This window comes from Oscillibacter hominis, from assembly GCF_014334055.1.
GTDB classification, from domain to species: domain Bacteria; phylum Bacillota; class Clostridia; order Oscillospirales; family Oscillospiraceae; genus Oscillibacter; species Oscillibacter hominis.
In genome coordinates this window covers 1386650-1413251 of the sequence record NZ_CP060490.1, presented here as the reverse complement: position 1 = coordinate 1413251, position 26602 = coordinate 1386650, and the positions used below count along the sequence as shown (strand labels likewise).

At 58.2% G+C, this 26602-nt stretch carries 28 protein-coding genes; 22 read left to right on the top strand and 6 right to left on the bottom strand.

The window, feature by feature from the left end:
• Positions 1 to 90 precede the first annotated feature (90 nt).
• The 7 genes from H8790_RS07100 (at position 91) to nrdR (ending at position 5898) form a co-directional block, all read left to right on the top strand.
• Positions 91 to 1629, top strand: coding sequence for an NAD(P)H-hydrate dehydratase (locus tag H8790_RS07100; protein ID WP_187334181.1), 1539 nt, complete (start codon positions 91 to 93; stop codon positions 1627 to 1629).
• Positions 1630 to 1649: 20 nt separating this feature from the next.
• On the top strand, positions 1650 to 2264 hold the full coding sequence (locus tag H8790_RS07095; protein ID WP_243208588.1) for a hypothetical protein: 615 nt from the start codon (positions 1650 to 1652) through the stop codon (positions 2262 to 2264).
• Between the two features lie 42 nt (positions 2265 to 2306).
• Positions 2307 to 3482, top strand: a complete 1176-nt coding sequence (gene alr, locus H8790_RS07090) for an alanine racemase (protein ID WP_187334180.1) — start codon at positions 2307 to 2309, stop codon at positions 3480 to 3482.
• 173 nt (positions 3483 to 3655) lie between these two features.
• Entirely contained in the window at positions 3656 to 4024 is a 369-nt protein-coding gene (locus H8790_RS07085; RefSeq protein WP_243208587.1) for a type II toxin-antitoxin system PemK/MazF family toxin, read from the top strand.
• Between the two features lie 69 nt (positions 4025 to 4093).
• Positions 4094 to 4573: a hypothetical protein gene (locus H8790_RS07080; protein WP_187334178.1), complete on the top strand. Its 480-nt coding sequence runs from the start codon at positions 4094 to 4096 to the stop codon at positions 4571 to 4573.
• A gap of 152 nt (positions 4574 to 4725) precedes the next feature.
• Positions 4726 to 5250, top strand: coding sequence for a hypothetical protein (locus H8790_RS07075; protein ID WP_187334177.1), 525 nt, complete (start codon positions 4726 to 4728; stop codon positions 5248 to 5250).
• Between the two features lie 192 nt (positions 5251 to 5442).
• On the top strand, positions 5443 to 5898 hold the full coding sequence (gene nrdR, locus H8790_RS07070; RefSeq protein WP_187334176.1) for a transcriptional regulator NrdR: 456 nt from the start codon (positions 5443 to 5445) through the stop codon (positions 5896 to 5898).
• On the opposite strand, the gene H8790_RS07065 is transcribed toward nrdR, so the two are convergent.
• Positions 5873 to 6274 (bottom strand): DUF4363 family protein, encoded by a 402-nt coding sequence (locus H8790_RS07065; RefSeq protein ID WP_187334175.1) that lies wholly within the window; start codon positions 6272 to 6274, stop codon positions 5873 to 5875. The genes nrdR and H8790_RS07065 overlap by 26 nt on opposite strands.
• Positions 6275 to 6955, bottom strand: coding sequence for a DUF421 domain-containing protein (locus H8790_RS07060; RefSeq protein WP_187334174.1), 681 nt, complete (start codon positions 6953 to 6955; stop codon positions 6275 to 6277).
• A 338-nt stretch (positions 6956 to 7293) separates the two neighbouring features.
• Here H8790_RS07060 and glmS point away from each other — a divergent pair, with 338 nt between their 5' ends.
• From glmS to H8790_RS07045, 3 genes are all read left to right on the top strand, one after another.
• A complete protein-coding gene (gene glmS, locus H8790_RS07055; protein ID WP_187334173.1) occupies positions 7294 to 9132 on the top strand; it encodes a glutamine--fructose-6-phosphate transaminase (isomerizing) in 1839 nt (612 codons plus the stop codon).
• A gap of 129 nt (positions 9133 to 9261) precedes the next feature.
• The gene (locus H8790_RS07050) at positions 9262 to 10899 is read left to right on the top strand and encodes a GH25 family lysozyme (RefSeq protein ID WP_187334172.1); all 1638 of its coding nucleotides are present in this window, start codon (positions 9262 to 9264) and stop codon (positions 10897 to 10899) included.
• A 280-nt stretch (positions 10900 to 11179) separates the two neighbouring features.
• Positions 11180 to 11677: a pyridoxamine 5'-phosphate oxidase family protein gene (locus tag H8790_RS07045; protein ID WP_187334171.1), complete on the top strand. Its 498-nt coding sequence runs from the start codon at positions 11180 to 11182 to the stop codon at positions 11675 to 11677.
• Positions 11678 to 11707: 30 nt separating this feature from the next.
• On the opposite strand, the gene H8790_RS07040 is transcribed toward H8790_RS07045, so the two are convergent.
• Entirely contained in the window at positions 11708 to 12634 is a 927-nt protein-coding gene (locus tag H8790_RS07040; protein ID WP_187334170.1) for a DMT family transporter, read from the bottom strand.
• A 747-nt stretch (positions 12635 to 13381) separates the two neighbouring features.
• Here H8790_RS07040 and infC point away from each other — a divergent pair.
• From infC to H8790_RS06990, 10 genes are all read left to right on the top strand, one after another.
• Positions 13382 to 13888 carry a translation initiation factor IF-3 gene (infC, locus tag H8790_RS07035; RefSeq protein ID WP_187334257.1) on the top strand — a complete coding sequence of 169 codons (507 nt, stop codon included), beginning with the start codon at positions 13382 to 13384 and terminating at the stop codon, positions 13886 to 13888.
• 46 nt (positions 13889 to 13934) lie between these two features.
• A complete protein-coding gene (gene rpmI / locus H8790_RS07030) occupies positions 13935 to 14132 on the top strand; it encodes a 50S ribosomal protein L35 (protein WP_187334169.1) in 198 nt (65 codons plus the stop codon).
• A 25-nt stretch (positions 14133 to 14157) separates the two neighbouring features.
• Positions 14158 to 14511 carry a 50S ribosomal protein L20 gene (gene rplT / locus H8790_RS07025; protein WP_187334168.1) on the top strand — a complete coding sequence of 118 codons (354 nt, stop codon included), beginning with the start codon at positions 14158 to 14160 and terminating at the stop codon, positions 14509 to 14511.
• A 321-nt stretch (positions 14512 to 14832) separates the two neighbouring features.
• Entirely contained in the window at positions 14833 to 15852 is a 1020-nt protein-coding gene (locus tag H8790_RS07020; RefSeq protein WP_187334167.1) for a LacI family DNA-binding transcriptional regulator, read from the top strand.
• Positions 15853 to 15868: 16 nt separating this feature from the next.
• Complete coding sequence (locus H8790_RS07015) at positions 15869 to 16624, top strand: glutamine amidotransferase (RefSeq protein WP_187334166.1); 756 nt, start codon at positions 15869 to 15871, stop codon at positions 16622 to 16624.
• Between the two features lie 45 nt (positions 16625 to 16669).
• The gene (locus H8790_RS07010; RefSeq protein ID WP_187334165.1) at positions 16670 to 17725 is read left to right on the top strand and encodes a BMP family ABC transporter substrate-binding protein; all 1056 of its coding nucleotides are present in this window, start codon (positions 16670 to 16672) and stop codon (positions 17723 to 17725) included.
• Positions 17726 to 17784: 59 nt separating this feature from the next.
• Positions 17785 to 19335 (top strand): ABC transporter ATP-binding protein, encoded by a 1551-nt coding sequence (locus H8790_RS07005; protein ID WP_187334164.1) that lies wholly within the window; start codon positions 17785 to 17787, stop codon positions 19333 to 19335.
• A 10-nt stretch (positions 19336 to 19345) separates the two neighbouring features.
• A complete protein-coding gene (locus H8790_RS07000; protein ID WP_187334163.1) occupies positions 19346 to 20401 on the top strand; it encodes an ABC transporter permease in 1056 nt (351 codons plus the stop codon).
• Between the two features lies 1 nt (position 20402).
• Positions 20403 to 21305 carry an ABC transporter permease gene (locus H8790_RS06995; protein ID WP_187334162.1) on the top strand — a complete coding sequence of 301 codons (903 nt, stop codon included), beginning with the start codon at positions 20403 to 20405 and terminating at the stop codon, positions 21303 to 21305.
• A gap of 13 nt (positions 21306 to 21318) precedes the next feature.
• The gene (locus H8790_RS06990) at positions 21319 to 22554 is read left to right on the top strand and encodes an amidohydrolase family protein (RefSeq protein ID WP_187334161.1); all 1236 of its coding nucleotides are present in this window, start codon (positions 21319 to 21321) and stop codon (positions 22552 to 22554) included.
• 52 nt (positions 22555 to 22606) lie between these two features.
• On the opposite strand, the gene H8790_RS06985 is transcribed toward H8790_RS06990, so the two are convergent.
• The 3 genes from H8790_RS06985 to trmB all read right to left on the bottom strand — a co-directional run bounded on the left by H8790_RS06985 (position 22607) and on the right by trmB (position 24615).
• Complete coding sequence (locus H8790_RS06985) at positions 22607 to 23029, bottom strand: DUF2000 domain-containing protein (RefSeq protein ID WP_187334160.1); 423 nt, start codon at positions 23027 to 23029, stop codon at positions 22607 to 22609.
• Positions 23013 to 23852, bottom strand: coding sequence for a helix-turn-helix domain-containing protein (locus H8790_RS06980; protein ID WP_187334159.1), 840 nt, complete (start codon positions 23850 to 23852; stop codon positions 23013 to 23015). Before H8790_RS06980 ends, H8790_RS06985 begins: the two co-directional genes overlap by 17 nt.
• Positions 23853 to 23961: 109 nt before the next feature.
• Complete coding sequence (trmB, locus tag H8790_RS06975) at positions 23962 to 24615, bottom strand: tRNA (guanosine(46)-N7)-methyltransferase TrmB (protein WP_187334158.1); 654 nt, start codon at positions 24613 to 24615, stop codon at positions 23962 to 23964.
• 310 nt (positions 24616 to 24925) lie between these two features.
• On the opposite strand from trmB, the gene H8790_RS06970 reads away from it, so the two are divergent.
• Positions 24926 to 25702 carry an enoyl-CoA hydratase-related protein gene (locus H8790_RS06970; RefSeq protein WP_187334157.1) on the top strand — a complete coding sequence of 259 codons (777 nt, stop codon included), beginning with the start codon at positions 24926 to 24928 and terminating at the stop codon, positions 25700 to 25702.
• A 62-nt stretch (positions 25703 to 25764) separates the two neighbouring features.
• Positions 25765 to 26601, top strand: a complete 837-nt coding sequence (locus H8790_RS06965) for a 3-hydroxyacyl-CoA dehydrogenase NAD-binding domain-containing protein (RefSeq protein ID WP_187334156.1) — start codon at positions 25765 to 25767, stop codon at positions 26599 to 26601.
• Position 26602: the final 1 nt, after the last annotated feature.

The following is a 26602-nucleotide window of genomic DNA, read 5'->3' as shown; positions in this document are numbered from 1 at the left end:
CTATCCGCAGAAGTCTTTGCAAAATTATAATTATATGGTATACTCCCGAATCATGCGGAGAAACGTCAGGTCATTTAGGAGGTGCTTGCTGTGCTGATTGCAACAACCGCGCAGATGAAGGAGCTGGACCGCGCCGCCATTGAGGAGTGGAAAATCCCCTCCACAGAGCTGATGGAGCGGGCGGCGGAGGGGGTGGCTCAGGCCGTCCTGAAGGAGCTGAAGGAGAGGCCGGGCAAATCCGCGGCCTCCGTATTCTGCGGTACGGGAAACAACGGTGGGGACGGCATTGCCGCCGCCCGGCTGCTTGCCCGCTCCGGCATGCAGGTCCGGGCGTTCCTGGTGGGCAGTTATGAGAAGATGACGGAGGATGCAAAGGAGATGACCCGGCGTCTCAGCGACGCGGGGGTGAACTTGGAGCAGTGGCGACCGGATGCTGAACTCTATCAATTTGTGCGCCGCAGCCAGGTGATCGTGGACGCGCTGTTCGGCGTGGGGCTCTCCCGTCCCATCCAGGACCCGGCGCTCACTGCGCTAATTGAGCGGATCAACCGGTCCGAGGCCCTGGTGGTTTCGGCGGACATTGCCAGCGGCGTGGAGGCGGACACGGGGCGTATCCTTGGAACAGCGGTGCGCGCCGACAGGACGATTACCTTTACAATGCCTAAGATCGGGCACTTTGCCGGAGACGGGAAGCTCTGCACCGGGCGGCTGCAGGTCTGGGACATCGGGATTCCTTCCGAGCTTGTCAGGCAGGGGACCTATTTGACCCAGAGCATTGACGCGGACTATGTGCGCGGGGTTCTGCCCCGGCGCAAGCCGGACGGCCACAAGGGTACCTTTGGAAAAGCGTATCTCTTGGCGGGAAGCGTGGGGTATACCGGCGCTCCTGTGCTTGCGGCAAGGGCGGCGGCGCGGACAGGCTGCGGCCTGGTGACGCTTGGGGTGCCGGAGAGCATCTACGCCATCGCGGCCGGAAAATGTGAAGAGCCTATGCCCTATCCGCTTCCTGATACAAAAGGACAGTTCAGTAAAAAAGCTTTACAGGGTGTCCTGGAACGGGCCTCCGGAAGCGACGCCGTGCTGATTGGGCCGGGGGTTGGCCGCGCTTCGGAGGCGGCCTGGCTGATGCGCACGCTCCTGGATCAGCTCGGTGTACCGGTGGTGCTGGACGCCGACGGCATAAATGCACTGGAAGGCCATATAGATGTACTGGATCGCCGGAAGGGGAAGGTGACGGTACTCACGCCCCACGATGGGGAGTTTGCCCGGATCGGCGGGGACCTGAGCAGCGGTGACCGGGTGGATGCTGCCCGGGAGTTTGCCCGGCGCCACGGCTGCTATCTGGTGCTCAAGGGCCACGCCACGGTGGTTGTCTCGCCGGCGGGGACGGCGCTGATCAACACCACCGGGAACTCCGGCATGGCAAAGGGCGGCAGCGGAGACGTGCTGGCCGGGATGCTGGTCTCCCTCCTTGCCCAGGGGGCCGGGCCCATGGCTGCCGCCGGAGCGGCGGTGTGGCTCCACGGAAGGGCGGGGGACCTGGCCGCCCAAGCGCTGACGGAGTACGCCATGACGCCGCAGGATATGATTGGCCGGATCCCCGCCGCCTTCCAAAGCATCCGAATCTGAAAATTGAAGGGGGAGACCGTGTGCGCAGGCTGATGCTGCTTTTTTGCGCACAAATGCTGCTGGTTCTCTGTGCGTGCGGCGCCGCGCCGGAGGAAGAGGAGAGTCTGTTGGAGCGCTACCGTTCTGCGGACAGCTTTACCATGGAGGCGCAAATCACCTTTGGAGCGGAAGATCAGGCCCAGTCCTACACCCTGCGCTGTGCGTATGAAAGCGAAGGAACCTCTGAGGTGGAGGTGGTGGAGCCGGAGTACCTGGCCGGGCTGAAGGCCTCCGTGGAGGGAGAGAATCTGACGCTGACCTACGCGGACATGGTGCTGCCGGCCGGGACGCTGAGCAGCGAGGAAATCTCCCCCGCAATGGCGCTTCCGCTGCTGATGCGCTCGCTCCGGGAGGGCTGGCTGATAGAGGAGAGCCGGGAGGACTGGGGAGAAACGCCCTGCGTCCGGGTCAGCTGCGACCTGACCGGGGAAAACGGAGGCAAGGTGGTGTCCACCGTCTGGCTCAGCGAGGAGAGCGGGGCACCGGTCCACGGGGAAATTGCGGTGGATGAGGAAATAATTTTAAAGGCGGAGTTTACGGAGTTTACATTTGGTGATACAATAGGGCAGGAATTGACACAGCAGGAAGCGTCGTAGGATGCGGCGCCCTCCGGATCAGAGCAAGGGGAAATGGAAACGATGGAAAAAACGCTCAGGCGTACGTGGGCGGAGATCAATCTGGACCACTTGGCATACAATTATCAGGCGCTCCGCCGCCAGGCCGGGCCCCAGGCAAAATTCCTTGGCGTGGTCAAGGCGGACGCCTATGGGCATGGCGCCGTGCACGTGGCCCGGAAGCTGGAGCAGCTGGGCGCGGATTATCTGGCCGTATCCAACGTGGAAGAGGCGGAGGAACTGCGCCAAGGGGAAATCCATCTGCCGATCCTTGTACTGGGGTATACCCCGTCGGAAATGACCTCCGTCCTGATTGCACACAACGTGGCCCAGGATGTGCCGTCTCTGGAGATGGCCCGGGCCTATTCCAAAGAGGCTTCGGCGGCGGGCAGCACCCTCAGGGTGCACCTGAAGCTGGATACCGGCATGGGCCGGCTTGGCTTTCAGTGCGACGAGGCCCACTTTGAGCGCAGCCTCGATGAGATTTTACAGGCGGTGCGGCTGCCGGGCCTGGAGTGGGAGGGCATCTTTATGCACTTTTGCGTGGCCGATGAGCCGGAGTGCGCCGACCACCGGGCCTTTACCAAGCTTCAGTTTGAGCGCTTCCGCCATATGGTGGAGGAGGTGGAGCGCCGGGCCTGCATGCGCTTTGCCATCCACCACTGCGCCAACAGCGGGGCCACGGCCTACTATCCCGAATTTGCCTGGGATATGGTGCGGCCCGGCATCCTGCTCTACGGTACGGGACAGGTTTCACGGGATTTGGGGTTGAAGCCGGTGATGGCGCTGAAGACCGCTGTGGGGCAGGTGAAGGAGTTTGAGCCCGACACCTCCGTCAGTTATGGGCGGACCTACTTTACCGGACGGGGCCCCAGCCGCATCGGCGTTCTGCCCATCGGATACGCCGACGGGTTTTCCCGCTGCCTTTCCAACCGCTGGCAGGTGCTGACCCGGGAGGGGGAGGCACCCATCCGGGGCCGGATCTGCATGGACATGTGTATGGCCGATCTGACGGACCTGCCGGGTGTGGGCCCCGGCGACGAGGTGGAGGTTTTTGGAGAGCACAACTCCGTGGACCGCATGGCGGAACTGGCGGGCACCATAACCTATGAACTGCTGTGCGCGGTATCCAGGCGGGTGCCAAGGATCTATCTGGAAGGCGGCAGGGCCGTCGAGCGAAACCTGATGCTGCAGCTGTAACACAAGTGAATCAAGCACTCTGTCCGGAGCTCGCGCATAGAATGACTCGGGGTCTGGGAACGCTGGAATTTTCAACAGCCAAAGTATAAATTCCGCGGATGCGTGGGAGAATGAGAGTGGCCTCATTCCTGCTGGGGAATGACGGGTACTTCTTTCGGCGGAGTGTGAACTTTGTGGATACAAGCGTAAAGCGCGGCGACATTTATTACGCCGACCTCAGCCCGGTGGTAGGCAGCGAGCAGGGAGGCGTCCGTCCGGTTCTGATCATTCAAAACGATACCGGCAACCGGTACAGCCCCACTGTGATCGCGGCTGCGATCACCTCACAGACAGGGAAAGCCAGACTGCCCACCCACATTGAACTTTCTGCTGCCCGTTCCGGTTTGACCCGGGATTCGGTGGTGCTTCTGGAACAGGTCCGTACGCTGGATAAGCGCAGGCTGCGGGAGAAGATGGGAAAGGCCGACGATGCGGTGATGGAGCAGATCGATACGGCGATAGCAGTGAGTTTTGGTCTGCAGCAGCACGACCAACTGGTATAGAGCAGAGCGCCGCGAAAAAGAATACATATTTCTTTTTCGCGGCGCCTTACAAAAGAAAGGGAGATCGCCATGAAGAAAAACAACTGGATCTTTCGCGCAGTGTGCATGACCCTTGCCAGCCTGATCTTGACGGCAACCGTCTCAGTGGCTGCGGACGTGGGCTCCTCCGGGGACCCGCTGGTGACGCTCAGCTATCTGAATGATACATATTTCAACGCTATCCTCAGCAAGGTGGACAGCAGGATCGCCGCCCAGGGAGGCGGCTCCGGTACGTCAGGTACAGCTTCCACCTTTACCCTGGTGACGCTGAGCAGCGGCCAGACGCTCAAGGGCGGCATCGGCTGTGAGGTCATGCTCCGGGTGGGGACAGCCACCTGCTCCGCATCCTCCACGCCGGGCCTCATCGACACCACCGACGCCACCACGCTCAATAACGGCGGGGCACTGGTGAAGAACCATGTGTATATGATGACCATTGAAGACCGGGGCGTGAAGGCCACGGCGGCTACGGTCAAACTAATGGTCCGGGGAGAATACACCATAAAGTAACCGTATAGACAAGGGCGTCCGTGCATAGACATAGCACGGGCGCTCTTTTTTCGTTCCACGCTCCGCCGCGCCGCCGTGAGGCGGAGGCAGGCCGCATTCGAAACCATATGCAAAAAAGAGCCGGGCTATGTTCTGTATGGGAGGTGAGGTCCATGGAAACCTATCCGCTGTATCTGGACGGGACCCTCTCCGGCAAGCTGATCTGCCGCCGGGACGGGTTGTATCTGACCTTTGAGGCCTACTGCTTCCGCCCCGACAATGGGCTCTATCGCGCCTATGCCGTGGGGGAGCGGGGCGAACTGATGTTAGGGGTGATGGAGCCCAGGGGCGAGGACCTGTACCTGGCCCGGCACCTTTCCTGCCGCGAGGCAGAGGCGGCGGGACCGCTGCGCTGCTGCGAGGCCCGGGCTGTTTTTCCCCGGGCGGAGGAGGGATGGAGGACCCTGGAGCATCCGGAGGAATTTTTCCGCACTGGCTTTTTTAAGGGCCAGCTCCGGGATGTGGAGGGAGCGCTTTGGAGGGAGCGGGATGGGGGACGGCAGCTGGCGCTCCCCTTTGACAGCCGCAGGCCGTTTTTGCTGACAGAGCTCTTTTGCTTTGCCAGGATCCGTTCACTCCAGGGCAGGCAGTACGCGGTCTTCACCTTTGACCGGCAGGACCAGCCTGTCCTTTTGTGAAGGCCGAAACGCGGGGCACGGATGATTTTTATTCCCGGGCCGCGAACGGAAAGAAAAAATTTGATTTATGTATACCACTCTCTGTAGTGATGTGATATAATGCCAATGGCTGTATCTGGTGGATATCCCGGCATGAGATCATTGACAGAGAAAGAAAATGAAGGATATGCAAGATACGAAAGGATGAAGAAGATGAATTGTCCCTATTGTGGTTATGGAGAGAGCAAAGTAATCGACTCCCGTCCGGCGGATGAGGGAAACAGCATCCGCCGCCGCAGAGAGTGCCTTTCCTGCGTCAAGCGCTTCACCACTTACGAAACGGTGGAAAGCCTGCCCATGGTGGTCATTAAAAAGGATGGCAGCCGGCAGAGCTTTGATCGGAGGAAGGTCCTGGGCGGCATGATGCGGGCCTGTGAAAAACGGCCTGTCTCCATGGCGCAGCTGGAACAGATTGCAGAGGAGATCGAGCAGAATTTGCAAAATTCCCTGGAGCGGGAGATCAGCACAGAGCTGATCGGCGAGCAGGTCATGGACCGGCTCAAAGCGGTGGATGAGGTGGCCTACGTCCGCTTTGCCTCCGTATACCGCCAGTTCAAGGACATCAATACCTTTATGAGTGAACTCAATAAACTGCTGGAAAATAAGTGAGCACATTTTTGGCGCTGAGCTGTTCCATCTCCGCGAGCAGGGCAAGCTGTGAACGCAGGTCCTGGGATTCGGTGAGAAAATCGCTCAGCTCCTCCTGGGCCGCCAGGGCGGATGTGCGCAGGAAGAGGGTCTCAGCCTGATCCAGTTCCCCGTGGCGCTCCACGATGTGGAGCCAAGTCTGCTTTGTGCCCCACTGCTGATAGCAGTCCTCCACCGCGCGGCGCGCGCTGTCCCAATCCCCCTGAAGGGCGCTGTCCTCTGCCTTAAGCAGCAGGGCGTCCCACTGGCCCACGGCCTTGCTGACCAGGGCGCCGTTGACAAGAGACAGAGCCAGGATCAGCGCCAACAGGGAAACCGGTACCCAGAGTGATTTCATTTAATTGTCCTCCTTTGGAATGCAGCAGACCGTCCCCTCCTGGTCCAACGTGAGGAGAAAGACCTGGGCGGGATCCTGGAGCTTGTGCTTCTTTAGTTCCTTGCGCAGCCAATTGATACTTTTTCCGCAGGCATACAGGTTTGTGGTCATCACCCGGCCGTCGTTGACTAAGATCACCGGCAGTGTGGCCCGATTTTCCGGCGTGATCCCCATATCCCGGGGCGTCACCGGAGCATTGGCCGGGTAGGGGAGGACCGAAAGCTGGCCTGAGTTTTCCAGGATGGCGTATTTCACGGTGGATGGATTGCTGATCCCCTGCCCCCGCAGCTCCTCCATCAGCTCGTCCAGCGTAAAACGGTTTTTCCGCAGCACGTCCTGGCAGATACGGCCGTCCTCAATCAAGATGGCGGGCGTTCCGCAGACAAAGGCGCGGAAGCGGAGGCTTTTCAAAGAGCAGTAGGAGAAGAGGGTGGAGAGCGCCAGAAGCGTCAGAATGGGAATGACGCCGGCCAGCAGGGGAATCCCGAAATCCTGCATGGGTACGGTGGCCAGGTCGGAGATCATCATGGTCAGGGCCAGTTCCGCTGGCTCCAACTGGCCGATCTGCCGCTTTCCGGTCAGGCGCAGCCCTAACATAATCATCAGATACAGGATCACCGTTCGTAAAAAAGCGGTTGACATAGCAAATCCCTCCCACAGTCAGTATCTGCGGGGAAAGTGGAAATTATCCCTTTGCCCTTGGTCGGGGCGGAGGGCAGCATACGCAGAAGAGAAAGGAGGAACATGGGCCCGTCCCATCATAAGCGCCATGTGCCTGTCCTGTGAAGTTAGAGGCAGGATAACGAGGAAAAGAGTGAATCGAGGATTCGGCGGATGCTCTTTCGTACCGTCCACGGGTGCGTTACGCAGCTTGTAAATATGCGGGCGACCGCAAAACAGAGAGGCTGCGGCCGTGAGGAAGCGACAAATGACTGCGCGTTTGTCCTGTATGACCAAATATCATTCAGGAGGAGTATTTTATGTGTGGAATTATCGGATATGTGGGCCACGAGCAGGTGGCGCCCATTTTACTTCAGGGCCTGCGCCGCATGGAGTACCGCGGCTATGACTCGGCCGGCGTGGCCATCTGCTCGGCCCAGAAGGGGCTGCAGGTGAAAAAGACCAAGGGCCGCATCCAGGCGCTTTCGGACTTGATCCACGGCGGCAGCGATCTGGAGGGGACGGTGGGGATCGGCCACACCCGCTGGGCCACCCATGGGGAGCCGTCCAATGTCAACGCCCACCCCCATGTCAGCGAATCGGGCAAGTTTGCCCTGGTGCACAACGGCATCATTGAAAACTACATGGAGATCAAAGAGGCGCTTCAGAAAAAAGGCGTCCAATTTACATCAGACACGGACTCCGAGGTGGTGGCCCAGCTGTTGGAGTACTTTTATCAAGAGTCCGGAAACATGCTGGAGGCGGTATCCCGCGTATTGGGGCGGATCCAGGGGTCCTACGGGCTTGCCATCCTCTGCGAAGAGGACCCGGACACCATGATTACCGCCCGGAAGGACAGCCCGCTGATCCTGGGCTATGGCGACGGGTTCAACTTCGTGGCCTCCGACGTGACGGCCATGATCCAGTACACCCGGGACATCAGCTACATGGAAGACGGGGAGATCGCCGTCCTGACCCGGGATGGAATCCAGGTGTACAATTCGCTGCTGGAGCCGGTGGAAAAGCAGCACAGCTATGTGGACTGGGAAATTTCCGCGGCGGAGAAGGGGGGGTATCCCCACTTCATGCTCAAGGAGATCATGGAGCAGCCCGAGGCCTTCCGCAAGGCGGTGTTCCCCCGCATCAAGGACGGCCGTGTGGTGTTGGAGGACCTTCACATTACGCCGGAGTACATCCGAAACATCCAAAAAATCGACATCATCGCCTGCGGCTCCTCCTATCATGTGGGTATGGTGGGCAAGTACAACCTGGAGCGGCTTTTGAGAAAGAGCGTGGAAGTGGTGCTGGCTTCGGAGTTCCGCTACTGCGATCCCTTGGTGGATGAACACACCCTGGTCATTGTCATCAGCCAGTCCGGTGAGACGCTGGACACCATGGCTGCCATGCGGGAGGCGAAGCGCCTGGGTGCCCGTACGCTGTCCATTGTCAACGTGGTGGGCTCCTCCATCGCCAAGGAGTCAGACGACGTGCTTTACACCTGGGCCGGGCCGGAGATCGCCGTGGCCACCACCAAGGCCTACTCCACCCAACTGGCGGTGCTGGACCTGGTGGGACTTTACTTTGCCGACCTCCTTGGCACCATTGAGGCGGAGGAGTATTGTGCCATCGTTGAGGAGATGCTGTGCCTTCCCGCCAAGATGGAGGAGGTTTTAAAGAAGACGGAGGATGTCCAGTATTTTGCCTCCCGGTATTTTAACCATGCCTCTGTATTTTTCATCGGCCGGAACTTAGACTACGCCCTTGGGCTGGAGGGCTCGCTGAAGCTGAAGGAAATCTCCTACATCCACTCCGAGGCCTATGCCTCCGGCGAGCTGAAGCACGGCACCATCTCCCTCATCGAGCCTGGCACCCTGGTGGTGGCCCTTGGGACCTATGCGCCGCTGTTCGACAAGGCCATGAGCAATGTGGTGGAGGTCAAGGCGAGAGGGGCCGAAGTCCTGGCCCTGACCACGGACAGCTTCCGGGAAAAGATGGAGAAAACTGCGGACAGCGTCCTGTGCATCCCGGACACCCATCGGATGCTCCAGCCCTCTTTGGGTGTTTTGCCGCTTCAGCTTTTCTCCTACTATGTGGCGCTTCAGAGGGGCTGCGACATTGACAAGCCCCGGAACCTTGCAAAGAGCGTGACGGTGGAGTAAAAATCGGATCCAAAAGAGAGTCCATGTGGAATCCAGAAAAAGTTCCGCAAATGGCTGCCATTTGCGGAACTTTTTTATACTGGATTTCGACAAAATACCAAAGAATTCGTACAAAGGAAAGGAACGGATATGGGGAACACGCTACGGGTGACGATTGTGGGAGCGCTGTTGGCGGCACTGCTTTTGGGCAGCGCGCAGGCCAGCTTCACAGATACCGAGGGCCACTGGGCCTACAGTGCCATCAGCAAATGGAGCGAGCAGTACGGGATCATCAAGGGGTATGAAAACGGGACTTTCCAGCCCAACAGTTCCATCACCCGCGGGGCTTTTTCCGTTATTTTGGACCGGGTGATGCATTATCAGGCCGCCTCGGCGGCGGAGACCTTCACCGACACGCTGGGCACCTGGTGCGAGTCTGAGGTGCTGAAGTTGAACGCCGCCGGCGTCATGTTAGGCAATGAGGGCAGGGCGCTGATCTGGGACACCATCAGCCGCCAGGAGGCGGTGACCATGGTGGCCCGCGCCTTTGGCATTCCCGAGGCGGCGGAGGAGTCCGCCTATTCAGACGCCGGGCACATCTCCGATTTTGCAAAAGGCTATGTGGCCGCCATGGCCCGTTACCTCACCGACACCGAAGGGAACCTCTTCCGGCCCCGTGACGCCATCACCCGGGCGGAGGTGGTGAGCCTGTTGGACAACATGGTTTCCGTCCTCTATCAGAAGCCCGGCTCCTATTCTGAGGAGGTGAACGGCAACCTGATGGTCAACGCGCCGGATGTGGTTCTTGCCGACATGCACATTGCGGGCGACCTGATCGTGGCGCCGGGGGCCACTACGGCCGTGACCATGAAAAACGTCACGGTGGATGGCAGCATCCGCAATTTCAGCAGCCACGAGGTTGCGGTGGACGAAACGCCCCAGGTTCCCGATCCGCCTGTGGACCCATCGGAAAACCACACTCCCGCCGGGTCGGCCCTGACGCCTACCGGAAATGTCACCGGGGAGACCATCTCCTATAGCGGAAACCGGATCCCGGTGCTTCAGGGGGTGAAGGTGAATGATCTGGATCAGAGCGGCTTTTACTGGGAAAACGGCCGGCTGAACTATGGCGCGGGCAATTACACGGCCCGCTTTGGCATCGACGTGTCCGCCTATCAGAACCGGGCCTGTCCCAACACCACCATCGACTGGGAGGCCGCCGCCGCGGACGGCGTGAATTTTGCCATGATCCGGGTGGGCCTGCGGGGCACCTCCAGCGGCAAGCTGAACGCGGATGCCTTCTATGCAAAGAACCTGGAGGGCGCCCACGCGGCAGGGATTGAGACCGGGGCCTACTTCTTTGCCCAGGCCATCACCGTGGAGGAGGCCATTGAAGAGGCGGACTTCGTCATCAGTTTGTTGGAAGGGCACAATATCACCGGGCCTGTGGCCTACGACTGGGAGATGCATGATTCCTCTTACCGAGTCTATGGCACTGACCCTGGCGTAGCCTCCGCCTGCGCCCTGGCCTTTTGCGACCGGATTGCCCAGGCCGGCTACCAGCCTATGATCTATATGGGCAACTATGTGGGCTACATCAAGTACGGCGAATACATGGATCAGCTGAACAAGTATCCCATGTGGTTTGCCGAGTATAAAACCACAGCGTCGGAAAAGCTCTATCCGACCTTCTACTATCAGCCCAATTATTGGCAGTACTCCAGCAAGGGCACGGTGGCCGGAATCACCGGCGACGTGGACTGCAACCTCCAGCTCATTCCCCGGTGAGATAAGATAGGGAAACGCCCGGCGTTTTATACGCCGGGCGTTTCTTTTTTATTCGCACATCGGATGTCCTGGAGCAGCAGGAGAGCCTTGCCCAAAACCAAGGAATGCCATTCCGGATACCTATACGTACAAGAATGTTTGCCGCTGGATTTAATTGACTTTCTGTTCCCAATATGCTATGATTCCGCTGCTGTTGACTGAAAAAAGGCGGCGAATGAAGTCCAGATTTCGTTCAAATCACATGGCTGAGAAAGCCTGTTTCGTAGAAGGGATGGGATGTATGTTTCCTGAGCTGAGAAGAAAGCGGCAGGCACTGTCCGGAGAAGAGTGTGCCGCGGTCCTGAATAGAGGAACCTCCGGGGTGTTAGCGCTGTACGGAGAAGGGGGGTATCCCTACGCTGTGCCGCTGAGCTATGTCTGGGATGGGGAGAAGCTCTACTTCCACTGTGCCAAAAGCGGGCATAAGATGGACGCGGTCCGGAGAAACAACAGGGCGTCCTTCTGTGTCATCGACCGGGATCAGGTGGTTCCGGAGGAGTACACCTCCTATTTCAGAAGCGTCATTGTGTTTGGAACAATACGCAGTCTGGAGGACGATGGTGAGAAGCGGGCTGCTGTCGAAAGGATCGCCCTCAAATACGCGCCGGACGACAGCGGGGAAAACCGGGAACGGGTCATCCAGCGGGAGTGGCCGGCCCTTGGCGTGCTGGAACTGACCGTTGACCACATGACGGGTAAGGAGGCCATTGAGCTGGTATCTGCAAAGGACAACCGGTGATCCTGCGGCAATCAAAGAGCAGCGCCGAATTCATTCGGCGCTGCTCTTTTCCTGTTCCGGATCGGGGTTTTGTGTCGGTTCGGGTTTGGGGCGACGCTGGGCCACGACCACACCGGCGGTAATCAGCCCCGCGCCAAGGATGGCCGCAAAGGAGATGGGCTCTTTCAACAGCAGGGCAGCTGCCACGATGGTGATGAAGGGCACCAGATAGATGTAGCTGTTTGTCTTCACCACGCCAAGCCGCTCCACTGCGGTGGCCCAGAAGACATAGCATGCTGCGCTGCCGACCAGGCCCAGAAAGAGGAGGCAGAAGAGAGGCGTGGGTTCTTTCAACGCGGAGAGAGTGAGGGGCTTCCCCTCAATCAAAATCAGGGGCAGGGCGGTGAGAATCCCCCAGAGCATGGTGCGCCGAGTCACCAGGAAGGAGTCATATTTGCTGGCAAAGCGCTTGAGAAGCATAGAGTAAACCGCCCATGAGATGGCGGCGCAAAGGGAGAGAAGGTCCCCAATGGGATTGACCTTCAGCACAAAGGCACCGTTATACACCACCAGTACCACGCCGGTGATGGCGATGAAAAAGCCCCAGACCGAGCTGGAGCGCAGCTTTTCATCCCGGGTACAGAAGTGGGCCAGCAGAGCGGTGAGGATGGGCGCGGTGGCCACAATGATGCTCACGTTGGCGGCCAGGGTGTAGAGAAGGGCTGTGTTCTCCGTGAAGAAGTAAAGGGTCCCCCCAAACACGCCCATCAGAAGGAAACAGAGCTCCTCCTTTTTGCTCAGCTTCAGGCGGCGGGGACGAATGATCCAGAGGGCGATGTAGGCCAGGATGAACCGCATAAAGAGAATTTGCAGTGGCGAAAAGATGCCCAACAGTTTTTTGCTTGCTATAAATGTGGTGGCCCACACAGTGACCGTGATGATGGCCAACAAGTGTGCCGTGAGTTTGCGCTTATCCATTTCCTTGATCCCATCCTTTAATCTTCCTGAATGCCGCTGCGGCGTATGGCCCACGCAGTTTTAAACTATCATACCATGTTCTGCCGGACCTTACAAGCAAAAAAGAAGGAACGGCTGGTCGGCCGTTCCTTCTTCTGGTTACTTGTTGCGGTTGTTCTGCTGATTGCTGTTCTGGTTGTTGTTGTTGTTCTGCTGGTTCTGGTTGTTGTTCTGGTTGTTATTCTGATTGTTGCTCTGATTGTTGTTACGCTCGTTCATCGGGGCACCTCCTTTCGCGGAACACTGAGTACAAAGCTATTCTTACCCGTGGGGAAGGATTTATACCAGTGAGCCCGAGAAAAAATTGAGAAGATGCAAAAAATCGAAGAGGAGGATGTCAGCACGCGTCAGCGAACGTCCCCGGCGCTGATTGCAAAATCATCACCTTTGTTTCTCTTAAGTGTAGATCGTTTGCTGACTATTCGGCCAATGCAGCGCCTCACCACATACCACTATTATTTGGAGTTGCCACGATTTTAGCATCAAGGCAACAATCAAAAATTTTGATTGACAGACGCATATTTGTTTGCTATAATAACTGAGCAAAACAAAGAAGGCACATCCGCCTCACCTCCAGCGATGAGCAAAGAGGTTAACAGTGTGATCGATCTGCCGCAAAAGGGGCGGATTGTTGTTGCGCGGATGCTTTCTGAAAGTATCCGCGTTTTGCTATTTTTGAATGGAGGTGCTTCGACCATTAGTAGTGTAATGCATGAACTGAATGAAGAGATCTGCGATAAGGAGATCCGCCTGATCGGCTCCGAGGGGGAACAGCTTGGCATCATGTCCTCGGCGGAGGCGTTGAAAATTGCTGATGAGCAGGGGTTGGACCTGGTAAAAATCTCTCCTCAGGCGCAGCCCCCTGTCTGCAAGCTGATGAACTACGGAAAGTTCCGCTTTGAGCAGGGCAAGCGTGAAAAAGAGGCCAGAAAGAATCAGCACGTGGTGGAGATCAAGGAAATTCGCATGTCTCCGAGCATTGACATTGGGGACTTCAATACGAAGCTCAAGAATGCCCAGAAGTTCATCGCCGAAGGCAACCGCGTCAAGGTCTCCGTTAGATTCCGCGGCCGTGAAATGGCCCACACGGATCTGGGCAGAGCGCTTTTGGCCCGATTTGCCGAACAGTGTGCCGAAGTAGCGACATTGGATAAGGCTGCCAAGTTAGAGGGCCGGAATATGTCCATGTTCCTCTCTCCCAAGGCTGGCAAGTAACGCCGCGCGTTTATTTTATCCCAACATACGGAAGGAGATTTCAAACATGCCCAAGCTGAAAACCCACAGTGGTTCCAAAAAGAGATTTAATCTGACCAAAACCGGCAAAGTCAAGCGCGCCAAGGCTTATAAGAGCCACATCCTGACCAAGAAGGATACCAAGCGCGGAAGACGCCTCCGTGCCGGCGGCTATGCGGATGTCACCAACGAAGCGACGATCCGCAAGATGATCCCCTATAAATAAGCGATAGAGAAGGAGGCTATTCGAAATGGCAAGAGTAAAAGGCGCGATGATGACGCGCAAGAGAAGAAATAAGACGCTGAAACTGGCTAAGGGCTACTGGGGTTCCAAGTCCAAGCACTTTAAGATGGCCAACCAGGCCGTCATGAAGTCCCTGACCTACGCTTATGTGGGCCGCCGCCTGAAGAAGAGAGACTTCCGTCAGCTGTGGATCACCCGCATCTCCGCCGCCTGCAAGATGAACGGCATGAACTACTCCACCTTCATGCACGGCCTGAAGCTGGCCGGCATTGAGATCAACCGCAAGATGCTGGCTGAAATGGCGGTCAATGACGCCGCCGCGTTCACCCAGTTGGTAGAGGTTGCCAAGAAGGCTGCCTGATCCAATCGAACTGAAAAAAAGCAGCACAGGAATTTCCTGTGCTGCTTTTTTATTTTCCCGTGGGAAGCAGCATCCTTTTTACTGGTTGCATTCTATGAGTCTTGTCAAAATGACGAACCGATTTGTGGACGGGTCAAAAAACGCAGTCATTTGGCACAAAACGAACTGCCAAAATTATGAGTACCATACAAAAATGGAGATAGGATGGAAAAAAAGGAACAGACTGCTTGACAAAGAGGGAGAGGCAAACTTATGATAAAAGCACAATGTAAAACGTTTACACGGAAACGTTTTACAAAGATGAAAATAAGGGGGGATTCCATGGCTGGAATCCGGGAGATCGCCGAGATGACAGGGCTGTCCGTGGCGACGGTGTCCCATGTGATCAACAATACCCGGCAAGTGTCCAAGCGGAGCCGGGAGCTGGTGGAAAAGGCCATAGAGGAAATCGGCTACAAGCCCAACCGTGCGGCGCGGATGCTGCGGACCCAACAGTCCAAGACCATGGCGATGATCATACCAAGGGTGCGGCCCGGCATGTCCACCAACGTGTTTTTCATGGATGTGCTCAGCGGTGCCAAGGACTATCTCCAGACGAAGGGATACAACATGATCGTCAGCACCTATACAGAGGAAGAGGGAGAGGGTACGGATGAGCTGCGGGATCTGGAAGTCCTGAAGCAGCAGTGGGTGGACGGCATCCTCATCGTGCCCAACAAGAAAAAGCAGACCCTTTTCGCGGACGTGATGGAAAGCGGTATTCCCTTTGTGGTGCTGGACCGCCTGGTGACGGATATCCCCAGCCCCTGCGTGTGCTCAGACAACGTTTCAGCGGCGCGCAAAGCAGTGAAACTGCTCTACAACAGCGGAAAGCGCCGCATTGGATATATCGGCGGCAGCCCGGATTCCTTCACCGGCCACGACCGCTATCAGGGGTATTGTGACGGCCTTGCAGAGTGTGGCTTAACGCTGGATGAAACGCTGGTCAGCCTCTCCCAGAAGCACACGGTCCGTTCGGGAAGCGAAGGAGCGGATCAGCTGTTGGAGCATCATGCAGACGCAATTTTTGTAGCCAACGACGTAAAGGCCGTGGGCGTGCTCAAAGCCCTCAATCAGAGGGGCGTAAGGGTGCCGGAGGATGTTGGCGTCATCGGATTTGACGACTATGAATGGATGGAGATTTCCTCCCCGCCCTTGACCACCATCCGGCAAAACCCCTATCTGATGGGGCAGGAGGGAGCCCGGCTTTTGCTGCGGCACATTGAGGATCCCAACTGTGCGGAGCGGATCGTGCTGGACACGGAGATTGTCCGCCGCCGCTCCCATGGGAAAGAGGAATAACCAAAAAGGAGTTTTTATGAAAATCTTGTTTGTGGGAGAATCTGCCGTAGTGCACACCGTGGAGTACAAGGGGTACGACAGCTTCTCCGCCACCCGGTACGGCGAGGCGTTTCCCGCCATGGGGCAGATGCTCCGCAGCCTGGGACATGAAGTGACCCACATTCCCTGCCATCTGGTGTACCGGGAGTTTCCCCGGACCTTGGAAGGGCTGCAGGACTATGATGTGATTCTCTTCTCCGATGTGGGCAGCAACACGTTTTTGCTGCTTCCGGATATGCTCTCCACCGGAAAGCCGGTGCCCAACCTCCTGAAGCTGGTCTGCCGGTATGTGGAGCAGGGAGGCGGTTTTGCCATGATCGGCGGATACATGACCTTCCAGGGAATGGACGGCAAGGGAAAGTACAAAAATTCCGTGCTGGAGAAAATCCTGCCTGTGGAGCTCTACTATGGAGATGACCGACAGGAGACGCCGGAGGGGACCTACCTGAGATGCGTTCCGGACAGCCATCCGATCCTGATGGGCATTCCGGCGGAGATGCCTTACATATTGGGCTATAACAAGCTCAAGGCGAAAAGCGGCGCCCAGGTGCTGATCGAAGAAGAGGGCGATGCCATCCTCTCCGTATGGCAGTGGGGCAAGGGCCGGGTAGTGGCCTACGCGCCGGACTGCGCCGCCCACTGGGCGCCGAAGGCAATGACGGAGTGGGAGTACTATCCCCGGCTGTGGGACAACATGGTCCGCTACCTGGGCGGAGAGAAAATGCGTTCCTAAGTGGCTGAGGCCAATTGGAAATAAATATTTGAGAGGAGTATGAAAATGAAGAAGTTGTTTTGCAAGAGACTGTTCCTGGCCGCAATGGCTGCGGTGATGCTGCTGGGCGCCCTCACCGGCTGCGGCGGGACTGGAACCACCTCCGGAGGCAGCGCGGGCTCTGCCAGCCAGAGCGGAGAAAACCAGAAGGACCCCGCCGATTACAAGGTGGCGGTCCTGACCATCCGGAAGATGACCACCCCCGCGGACTTGAACACGCTGGAGGGTATTGACAAGCTCCGCGATGAAATGGGCATCGACTGCAAGATTGTCGAGTGCGTGGAAATCGCCGAGTACAAAGAGCAGATGCAGGCGGTCTGCGAAGAGAACTACGATGTGGTCTATTTCATCTACGACAACTTCCTGGAGGCAGCCAAGGAACTGGCTCCCCTCTATCCCGAGACCCTGTTCATCGGATTGTGGATCGATCTGGGCGAGGACAACGACATCCCCAACTTAAAGCCGCTGCACTTCCGCTCCGAGCAGGGCGCCTTCATGTGCGGCGTGGCCGCGGCGCTCAAGACCGAGACCGACCAGGTGGCCTTCCTGGGCGGCGGCATCAACCCCGGCATCGTCACCTTCCTGGCCGGCTATGAAGCTGGCATCAAGTACATCAACCCCGACTGCGAGCTTGTGGTCTCTTGGGCCAACACCTTTGACGATCCCCTCAAGGGCAAGGAGCTGGCCAGCAGCCTCTACAGCCGCGGCGTGGATGTCATCTTCCAGGCGGCGAACCAGACCGGCCTGGGCGTGTTCGAGGCGGCCAAGGAAGCGGGCAAGTACGCCATCGGAGTGGACGTGGACCAGTCCGACCTGGCCCCGGAGAACATCATCGCCTCCTGCCTGCTGGATCACGGTTTTGCCACCTACGACTCCATTTCCAAGGCCTACAACGGCGAGTTCACCAATGAGCAGGTCTATTACGGCCTGGCGGAGGGCATTCCCGTCATCGCGCTGAACGAGGATCTGCTGGATGAAGAGACCCTGAACACCATCAAAGAGGTGGAGCAGAAGATCATCGACGGCGAAATTGAGATCCCCAAGACCACGGAAACCAAATAAGGCACGGCGGAGAGGGGCGGATTCGCCCCTCTCCGTACCAGCGGAGAAACGGAGGAGCTATGAGCGACGTCATACTGGAACTTCGCGGCATCACGAAGATATTCCCCCATCCGGAAAAGCCGGTCATTGCCAATGACCACGTCTCTCTTACGCTGCGTAAGGGAGAAATCCACGCGCTGGTGGGCGAGAACGGAACCGGCAAAAGCACTCTCATGAACATCCTCTATGGGATATTGCAGCCCGAGGAGGGAGAGATCCTTCTGAACGGGGAGCGGAAGACGTTCAAGAACCCAAGGGATGCCATTGCGGCGGGCATCGGCATGGTCCACCAGCACTTCATGCTGATCCCCTCCTTTACGGTGGCGGAGAACCTGGTCTTTGCCTTTGAACCGAAAAAGGGCATGTTTGTGGACAAAAAGAAGGCGGTGGAGATTGCCCGGGAAATCTCGGGGCGGTATAAGCTGCACATTGATCCGGATAAAAAGATCAGCGAGTGCTCGCTGAGCATGCAGCAGCGGGTGGAAATCCTGAAGATCTTGTTCCACGGCGCTGAAATCCTGATTTTTGACGAACCGACGGCCGTGCTGACGCCTCAGGAGTCGGAGGAGCTGTTCAAGGCGTTTGAAGAGCTGAAAAAGGCCGGAAAGTCCATCATATTCATCACCCATAAGCTGCGGGAGGTCATGCACATAGCCGACCGTGCCACCGTGATGCGCAAGGGCAAGGTGGTGGATACAGTGGAAATCTCCAAGAGCTCCATGGAGGACCTGGCGGAGAAGATGGTGGGCCGGCGCATCGACGTGACCACGCGAAAGATTGCCAACAGTGATTTTGCCCCGGAAAAAGAGCGGGAGAGCGTATTGACCTTGGAACATGTCTCCAGCGGCGTGACGCCCTCGGGAGAACAGCTGAAGGACATCTGCCTGAAGCTGCGAAAGGGGGATATCTTAGGGGTCGCCGGAGTGGGCGGCAATGGACAGGGGCTGCTGGTGGAAGCGGTCAACGGCCTGCTGCGCAATATAAAGGACGGAACCATCGCCTATGAAGGGCAGGACATCACCCACAGCCAGGCGTACAACGTGCGCCGCCTGGGCATTGCCCACATCACCGGCGAGCGTTACATCCGGGGCGTGTCCGCCGATTCCAGCATCCATGAAAACATGATGATGGGGCCCCACCGCCGCAGCCCTTGGAGCGGTAAAGTCTTTTTGCACGTCAAAAAGCTGCGGGAGCTGACGGAGTCCCTGATCCGGACCTTCGACATCAAGGCCAGTTCGCCGGACGCCTGCATCATGGAGCTCTCCGGCGGCAACATCCAAAAGTGCATCCTGGCCCGGGAAATCACCCTGGCCCACGACCTCATTGTGGCCGAGGAACCCACCCGGGGCGTGGACATCGGCTCCATCGAGTTCATCCACCAGCAGTTGGTGGACAAGGCAAAAGCGGGCTACGGAGTGCTGCTGGTGTCCACGGACCTGGACGAGGTGCTCTCCCTGAGCACCCGGGTGGTGGTGATGTACGAAGGGGAGATCATGGGGGAAGTCAATCCGGAGCTGCCGGATGCCCGCAGCCGCATCGGACGGCTGATGGCGGGCGTGCAGGCATCCTGAGGAGGCGTCTATGAAAAACGAATTGAAACAGTCGCTCCTGCGGCTTCTCATCGCCCTACTGATCGGCCTATTGGTCAGCAGCGTGTTCATACTCTTTGCGGGGGAGAACCCCCTGGCGGCCTATGCGACCATGCTGGAGGGCGCCTTCATGGGCCAGCTCAAATTCATGACCACCCTGCGCTGGACCGTGCCCTATATGCTGGCGGGCATCGCCTCCGCCGTGGCAGTCCGGGCGGGACTGTTCAATATGGGCCTGGAGGGCTGCATCTATCTGGGCGGCCTTGCGGCCGGTTTGGTGGGTGCCTATGCCGAGGGCCTTCCGCCCCTTCTCCATGTGGCGGCGTGCCTCGCGGCTGCCATGGCAGTGGGTGTGCTCTGGCTGTTGATCCCGGCCTTTTTGAAGGCCTATCACGGTGTCAACGAGGTCATTATGACCTGGATGCTCAGCTACATCGCCGTGCTGCTGTGCCAGTTTTTGGCGGCCAAGTTCCAGCGGAGCGAGGACATCACCAGCGCCGTCCAGCAGGTTAGGACCCCGGAGATCTTAGGCAGCGCCGCGCTGCCCAAGATCGTGGAGCGCTATCAGCTGAGCGTCGGCATATTCATCGCCATCGCAGTGTGCATTGCCTACTATTTCTTTGCCAACCGCTCCAAGGCGGGGTATGAGCACAAGATGGTGGGGATGAACCCCAAGTTCGCCGAATACGGCGGCGTCAATGTCCGGCGGGTGCAGTTCTATTCCCTGCTGGCCAGCGGCGCCATCGGCGGCCTGACGGGCGCGGTGGAGGTCCTGGGTGTCCACGGCCGCTATGTCCACGGGTTTGCCCTGGACATGGGCGCCAACGGCATCATGATCTCCCTGATGGGGCGGCTGAATCCGGTGGGCGTCCCCCTGGCGGGCTTCTTCATGGGTGCGGTGCAAAACGGCGCCCGCGCCATGGCCCGGGAGATGGACGTGTCGCTGGATACGGTGCGCATCCTGATTGCCGTCATTGTGATCTGCATCACCGCCGAGGGGCTCTATGAACTGCTGCGGATCAAAAAGAAGAACAGGGAGGGAGACTGATATGCTGGAAATCATCTTCAGTGAGCACACCCTCATGACCGGCCTCAGCCTTGCCACTCCACTGCTGCTGTGCGCGTTGGGCGGCGCTGTGTGCTCCAAGGCGGGCAACTTCAACATCGCTCTGGAGGGGTTCATGCTCATTGGCGCGTTCTTTGGCGTGGTGGGAAGCTACTATCTGCACAGCGCCTTTGTGGGCGTGCTGACCGCGGTCCTGGCGGCGGTGCTGGCGTCGCTGCTCTATGGGCTGTTCCTCATTCAGCTCAAGGGCCATGAGGTGATTCTTGGCTTTGGCTTCAACATGTTTGCCATTGCCATCACCGGCTGGCTGCTGGGCCCTGTGTTTGGGGGCAAGGGCTCGTTCTACGATCCTTCCACCCCTTCTCTTGACAAGATCAGCCTTCCGCTGCTCCAGGATATCCCGGTCCTGCGCACCCTCAGCGGACACAATATCATTGTCTATCTCTCCTGGGCGCTGATTGCGGTGCTGTTCATCCTCCTCTATAAAACCACACTGGGTTACAAAATCCGGGCGCTGGGAGAAAATCCGAAAGCCCTCTCTGTCAACGGCCTGAGCACGGTGAAGTACCGCTATCTGGTGGAGATGATTGTGGGTGTGACCTGCGGCCTGGCGGGAGCTTTCCTGTCCATCGGGAACCTCTCCATGTTCACGGAGAATATGACGGCCGGGCGAGGCTTTATCGCCGTGGCGGCGGTGGGCTTCAGCAACGCCTACATCCCGCTGACGGCGCTGGCCAGCATCCTCTTCGGCATTGCCAACGCCGTGGCCATTCAGCTGCAGGGCGTGGGCATGCCCACGGAATTTGTGGATATGATCCCCTATGCCATGACGATTTTGATGCTGCTGCCTGCCATTCGGCAGAATCAGAAAAAAGCATACAACTGAGAAGGGAGCTTGTATGAAAACGTATTTGAAAGCAAGGCTGCTGATCGACGGGACCGGAGCGGACCCAATTGAAAACCCGGTCCTCGTGATGGAAGGCGACCGGATCACAGAGGTGGGGCCGTCCTCACGGATTGAGATTCCCTCCGGCGCCGCCGTGATCGACCGGGGAGACGAGGTGCTGATTCCAGGGCTCATTGACTCCCACTGCCATGCGGGAGAGGATTCCAAGCGGGGCGAATCCGTCCGGGAGCAGCACACGAAGCCCGACGCCCATCGGGCGCTGAGAGGCTATGTGTCACTGCACAGCGACCTGATGTGCGGCGTGACCACCATGCGGCTCCTCGGGGACGGCGGCGGATTCATCGACAAGATCCTGCGGGATTCCATCAACTGCGGGGAACTTGTGGGCCCCCGGCTGCTGGTGTGCTGCCTGCCCATCCGCCCCTCCCACGGCACGGCACCGGAGATCGCGGAGTTTGTGGGGGCAGACGGTGTGGACGAGGTCCGCAAGCGGGTGCGCCAGGCCATTTTCCACGGGGCGGACGTCATCAAGCTCTTTACCTCCAACATCTCCAACGGGGACACCTTCCTGGATTACCTCAAGGGGGATTTGACCGGAGTGGCGGCCTATACCAAGGAGGAGATGGCCGTGGCAGTGGAGGAGGCCCACCGCTGCGGGAAAAAAGTGGCCGCCCACTGTATCGGCGGCCCGGCGATCCGCTGGGGCCTGGAGGCAGGCATCGACTCTTTGGAGCATGTCAACTTGATGGAGGAGTCCGACATCCCCTATTTCCTTCAGTACGGCGGCTACATCAGCGACCCCAACCTGCACCTGTTCTTCGATCCCGTCAAGGGCTTTGAAAGCCCCCTCAACAAGTCCTGGGTGTGGGACGATCTGCCGGATTGGTGGCACCAGAAGGTGTGGAAGTCCCGGGAAAACACCCGCCGTGTCATGGGCAAGGCTCTGAAAGAAGGGGTCAAGTTTGCCCTGGCCACGGACCTGAACCACGGCGGGCTGTGGCTGGAGGCCAAGTACTTTGTCCAGGAGATCGGCGCAACGCCCATGCAGGCATTGCAGGCCTGCACCCGCAACGGCGCGGACTGCTGCGGAATCCTGGAGGAGACCGGCACGCTGGAGGCGGGCAAGTACGCCGATGTGGTTTCGCTGGCGGGCAACCCGCTGGAGAACATCGAGCATCTGAAGGACGTCCGCATGGTTGTCAAGCAGGGGACTTTGATCCGCCAATGAGAGCGGATACCTTATTTAATATATAGAGGGAAAAGACACCGGCGGCATTCCATTATCGTAACAATGGAATGCTGCCGGTGAGCTTGTTGATTTTCTTTTTTGGGCCGCAGATGGCGAGCCCCAAATATTGAAGCTGGGATTCGCTGGATTGCGCCATCTTCCGCTGAAACTCGTCATAGGTTCTGCACTGCTGTGCAAGGTCGGAAAAGTCCACTGCCGTCAAATCCTCAAAGCCCGGCTGATAGAGCGCTTCTCGGATGGCACGGATGTCCTCCGGGCTGCCCTGCAGGATTGGCACCGGGAACTCGATGATGCCCAGATGGTCCTTGCCGCTCTGGTCTTTTACGTCGCTGCCCACCACCTCCGGCAGATGCTTGCCCAAGGTGATGCCCAGGATGGCGGCGGTATTCGCGATGATCCCGGTGGGAAGCGTCCTGTCAAGAATCATCACGCATTTTTCACTTTTCTGGTCCATGGTGGTCTCCCTCTTTTTTCAAAAATATATCCCGGTAGACGCCGGGCGCCACTCCGATGAACATCCGGAAATAGTTGGTGAAATGGCTCTGGTCGGAAAAACCGGTTTGCAAAGCCGCCTCCACCGGGCTGACGCCCTGCTCCAACAGGGCTTTGGCCCGGTTGATCCGCAGCGTTTCCAAGTACCGGTACGGGGTGATTCCCCGGTATTTGGTAAAGGCCCGCAGCAGGGCGGACTTGCTCAGGTTCGCGCAGCGGCACAGCTGATCCAGGGTGATCCGCTGGGCGTAGTGCTCCTCCAAAAAGGCGCAGACCGACGCCACCTCCTCCCGGCACTCCGGAAGGCAGGATGCAAAGGGCCGGCTGTAGCGGGTCAGGAGGTCCTCCATCAGAAGGAACAAAAGCTCCTCCTTCTCAAATTCATTTGATCCATCCAAAATCATCTGATGCAGTGTGCGCAGCTGGCTGGCAAGATCTGATTTCTGGATCACGCACTGGGTGAAGCAGGGCAGGGGAGAGCCCAATTCCCGGGCGATGTCCTCCATCACTGGGGTGGGAATATTCAACATGCGGTAGTCCAGCAGCGCGGCCTTTCCATACTGTTCACAGGTGTGGGTGTCCCCGGGGTTGAGCAGCAGCATGTCGCCGGGCCAGAGAAGGTACTCCCGATTGCCGCAGCACATGCGCCGGGTTCCCTGCTCGATGAGGCCGACCACGTAGTGGTCGTGGAAGTGGGCGGGAAAGGGCTGCTTGATCCCGGCAAAGCGGTATGCCTCCATCTGCAGTGATTCATCGTATCGAACGGTTTTTCTCCCTTGCTCCAAGGCACATCCCTCCTTCCTCCGGTAGTATAAGGCAAAAAACAGCGGCTGCCTTGTAAAATATCTTCATTCGTCCATTGAAAAAGAGGCCGTCCGCAGACGGCCTCTTTTTTTACTCGGTCTCCTCCCAGGGAACCATGGTGGCTACGCAGCGATTGATGGGCACCCCTTCGGCGAAAAACTTGGCTTCATAATCCGTCATCACGCCCTGGGGGCCGTTTTCATGGAGGTTCCGGGTGAGCTGAGAGAGCTCAAACCCGAACTGGGGAAACTCCTCCACCGAGAATTCGAACAGGGGGGAGTTGTCGGTCTTGAAGTGAATCTGTCCCCCGTCCTTGAGCACCTGGCGGTAGAGCTTTAAAAAGTTTCCATGGGTCAGCCGCCGCTTGGCGTGCCCCTTGCCGGGCCAGGGGTCACAGAAGTTGATATAGATCCGGTCCACCTCGCCGGGAGCAAAGAGGACGGGCAGCTGGGCAGCGTCGATGTCCACAAAGAACACATTGCGCAGCTCCTCCGCGCAGGCGCGCTCCATACCCACCACCATGGCGTCCGGGACCCGCTCCACCGCGATGAAGAGCACATCCGGATCAGCCTTGGCGGTCTCCACGGTAAAGCGGCCCTTTCCGCATCCCAACTCCAGACGCAGTTCCTTGGCATCAGGCTTTAAGGAGCGCCAGCCGCCCCGCAGGGAAGCAGGATCGGAGACCAGCCAGGCGGAGCAGCGCTCCATGCGGGGGATCAGATTCTTTTTCTTACGCATACGCATGGGAAATCCCTCCGGAAATGATCATTTCGGCTATTGTACCACAGAAGCAGGACGGTGTAAATCCATTTCTCCCAAGAGAGAAGGATCGAAACATGCATGAAAAAATTTATCCCGTTAACAAATTAACAAAATCATCAAAAACAACGTGAATTTTTGTGAGAATCGTATAATTCGCGCAAAAGCCGATTTTCCGGAGGATTTGTACTTGCGAAATGTTAATTAAATAACTATAATAGTTTTTGTGAGTGTGCGGGCGTAGTCTGCCATTCAGGCGCCTTCCGCGGAGGGCGAATCAAAGGAGGAAGAGAGTATGGCATATGTTGAATTTACTGCCAAAGACCACGTTGGCACTTTGACGATCAACCGCCCTGAGGCCCTCAACGCCCTGAACGATGAGGTGATCCGCCAGCTGGATGCTGTTCTGGACTCCATTGACTGCGCCCAGGTGCGCTGCGTGATTGTCACCGGAGCGGGGCAGAAGGCGTTTGTGGCCGGCGCGGACATTGCCCAGATGAGCGCCCTTTCCAAGGAGGAGGCCCAGGCCTTTGGCAAGTTGGGCAACGACGTGTTCCGTAAGCTGGAGACGCTTGGTGTACCCACCATCGCGGCGGTGAACGGCTTTGCCTTGGGCGGCGGCTGTGAGTTGGCCATGAGCTGCGATATCCGCCTTGCCTCTGAGGCCGCAGTGTTTGGCCAGCCGGAGGTGGGCCTTGGCATTACCCCTGGCTTTGGCGGCACCCAGCGCATGGCCCGCCTAATCGGGCCGGGAAAGGCCAAGGAGTTGATTTACAGCGCCCGGAACATCAAGGCGCCGGAGGCCCTTGCTTGCGGGCTTGTCCAGGCGGTTTACCCGGCGGAGGAGCTGATGGCCCAGGCGGAGAAGTTGGCCGGACGCATCGCGGGCAACGCCCCCATCGCCGTGCGCGCCTGCAAGAAGGCCATCAACGACGGCCTCCAGGTGGATATGGACCAGGCGGTGGAGATCGAGGAGCAGCTGTTCGGCTCCTGCTTCCAGAGTGAGGATCAGAAGAACGCCATGGCCGCGTTTTTGGAAAAGCGCAAGCACGATCCGTTTATAAACGCCTGAGTTCCGGCGCTTGTAAAATAAAGAGAAGTGACCAAAAAATTAAAATAACAGGAGGATCAACAATGAAGGTAGCGATTTTCGGCGCAGGCACCATGGGCAGCGGCATTGCCCAGGTGTTCGCGGCCAAGGGCCACACCGCCCTGATGTACGCAAGCTCCGTGGCTTCCGCGCAGCGCCACAAGGACAAGTTGGCGGCATCATTGGAGAAGCGTGTCCAGAAGGGCAAGATGACCGAAGAGGCCAAGAACGACCTGCTCAGCCGCGTCTTGGTGGAGGAGAAGTCCGCCGCCGCGGATGCCGACCTGGTCATCGAGTGCGTCAAGGAGGAGATGGGCACCAAGCGCGAACTGTTGGGTGAGCTGGACGCCATGTGCAAGAGCGAAACCGTGTTTGCCACCAACACCTCTTCTCTCTCCGTGACGGAGATGGGTCTGGGATTGAAGCACCCCGTGATCGGCATGCATTTCTTCAACCCCGTCCCCAGCATGAAGCTGGTGGAGGTCATCCGTGGCGCCAACACCACCCAGGAGACCTTTGAATTCATCTACAACCTGTCCAAGGAGATCGGCAAGGAGCCTGTGGAAGTGGCCGAGGCCCCCGGCTTTGTGGTCAACAAGATCCTGATCCCCATGATCAACGAGGCCATCGGCCTGGTTGAGACCGGCGTTGCCACCGTGGAGGACATTGACAAGGCCATGCAGCTGGGCGCCAACCATCCCATGGGCCCCCTGGCCCTGGGCGATTTCATCGGCCTGGACGTGTGCCTTGCCATTATGGATACCTTGTACAATGAGACCTGCGATCCCAAGTATCGCGCCGCATTGCTGCTGCGCAAGATGGTGCGCGGCGGCCTGCTGGGTAAGAAGACCGGCAAGGGCTTCTACGATTATTCCAAGTAAA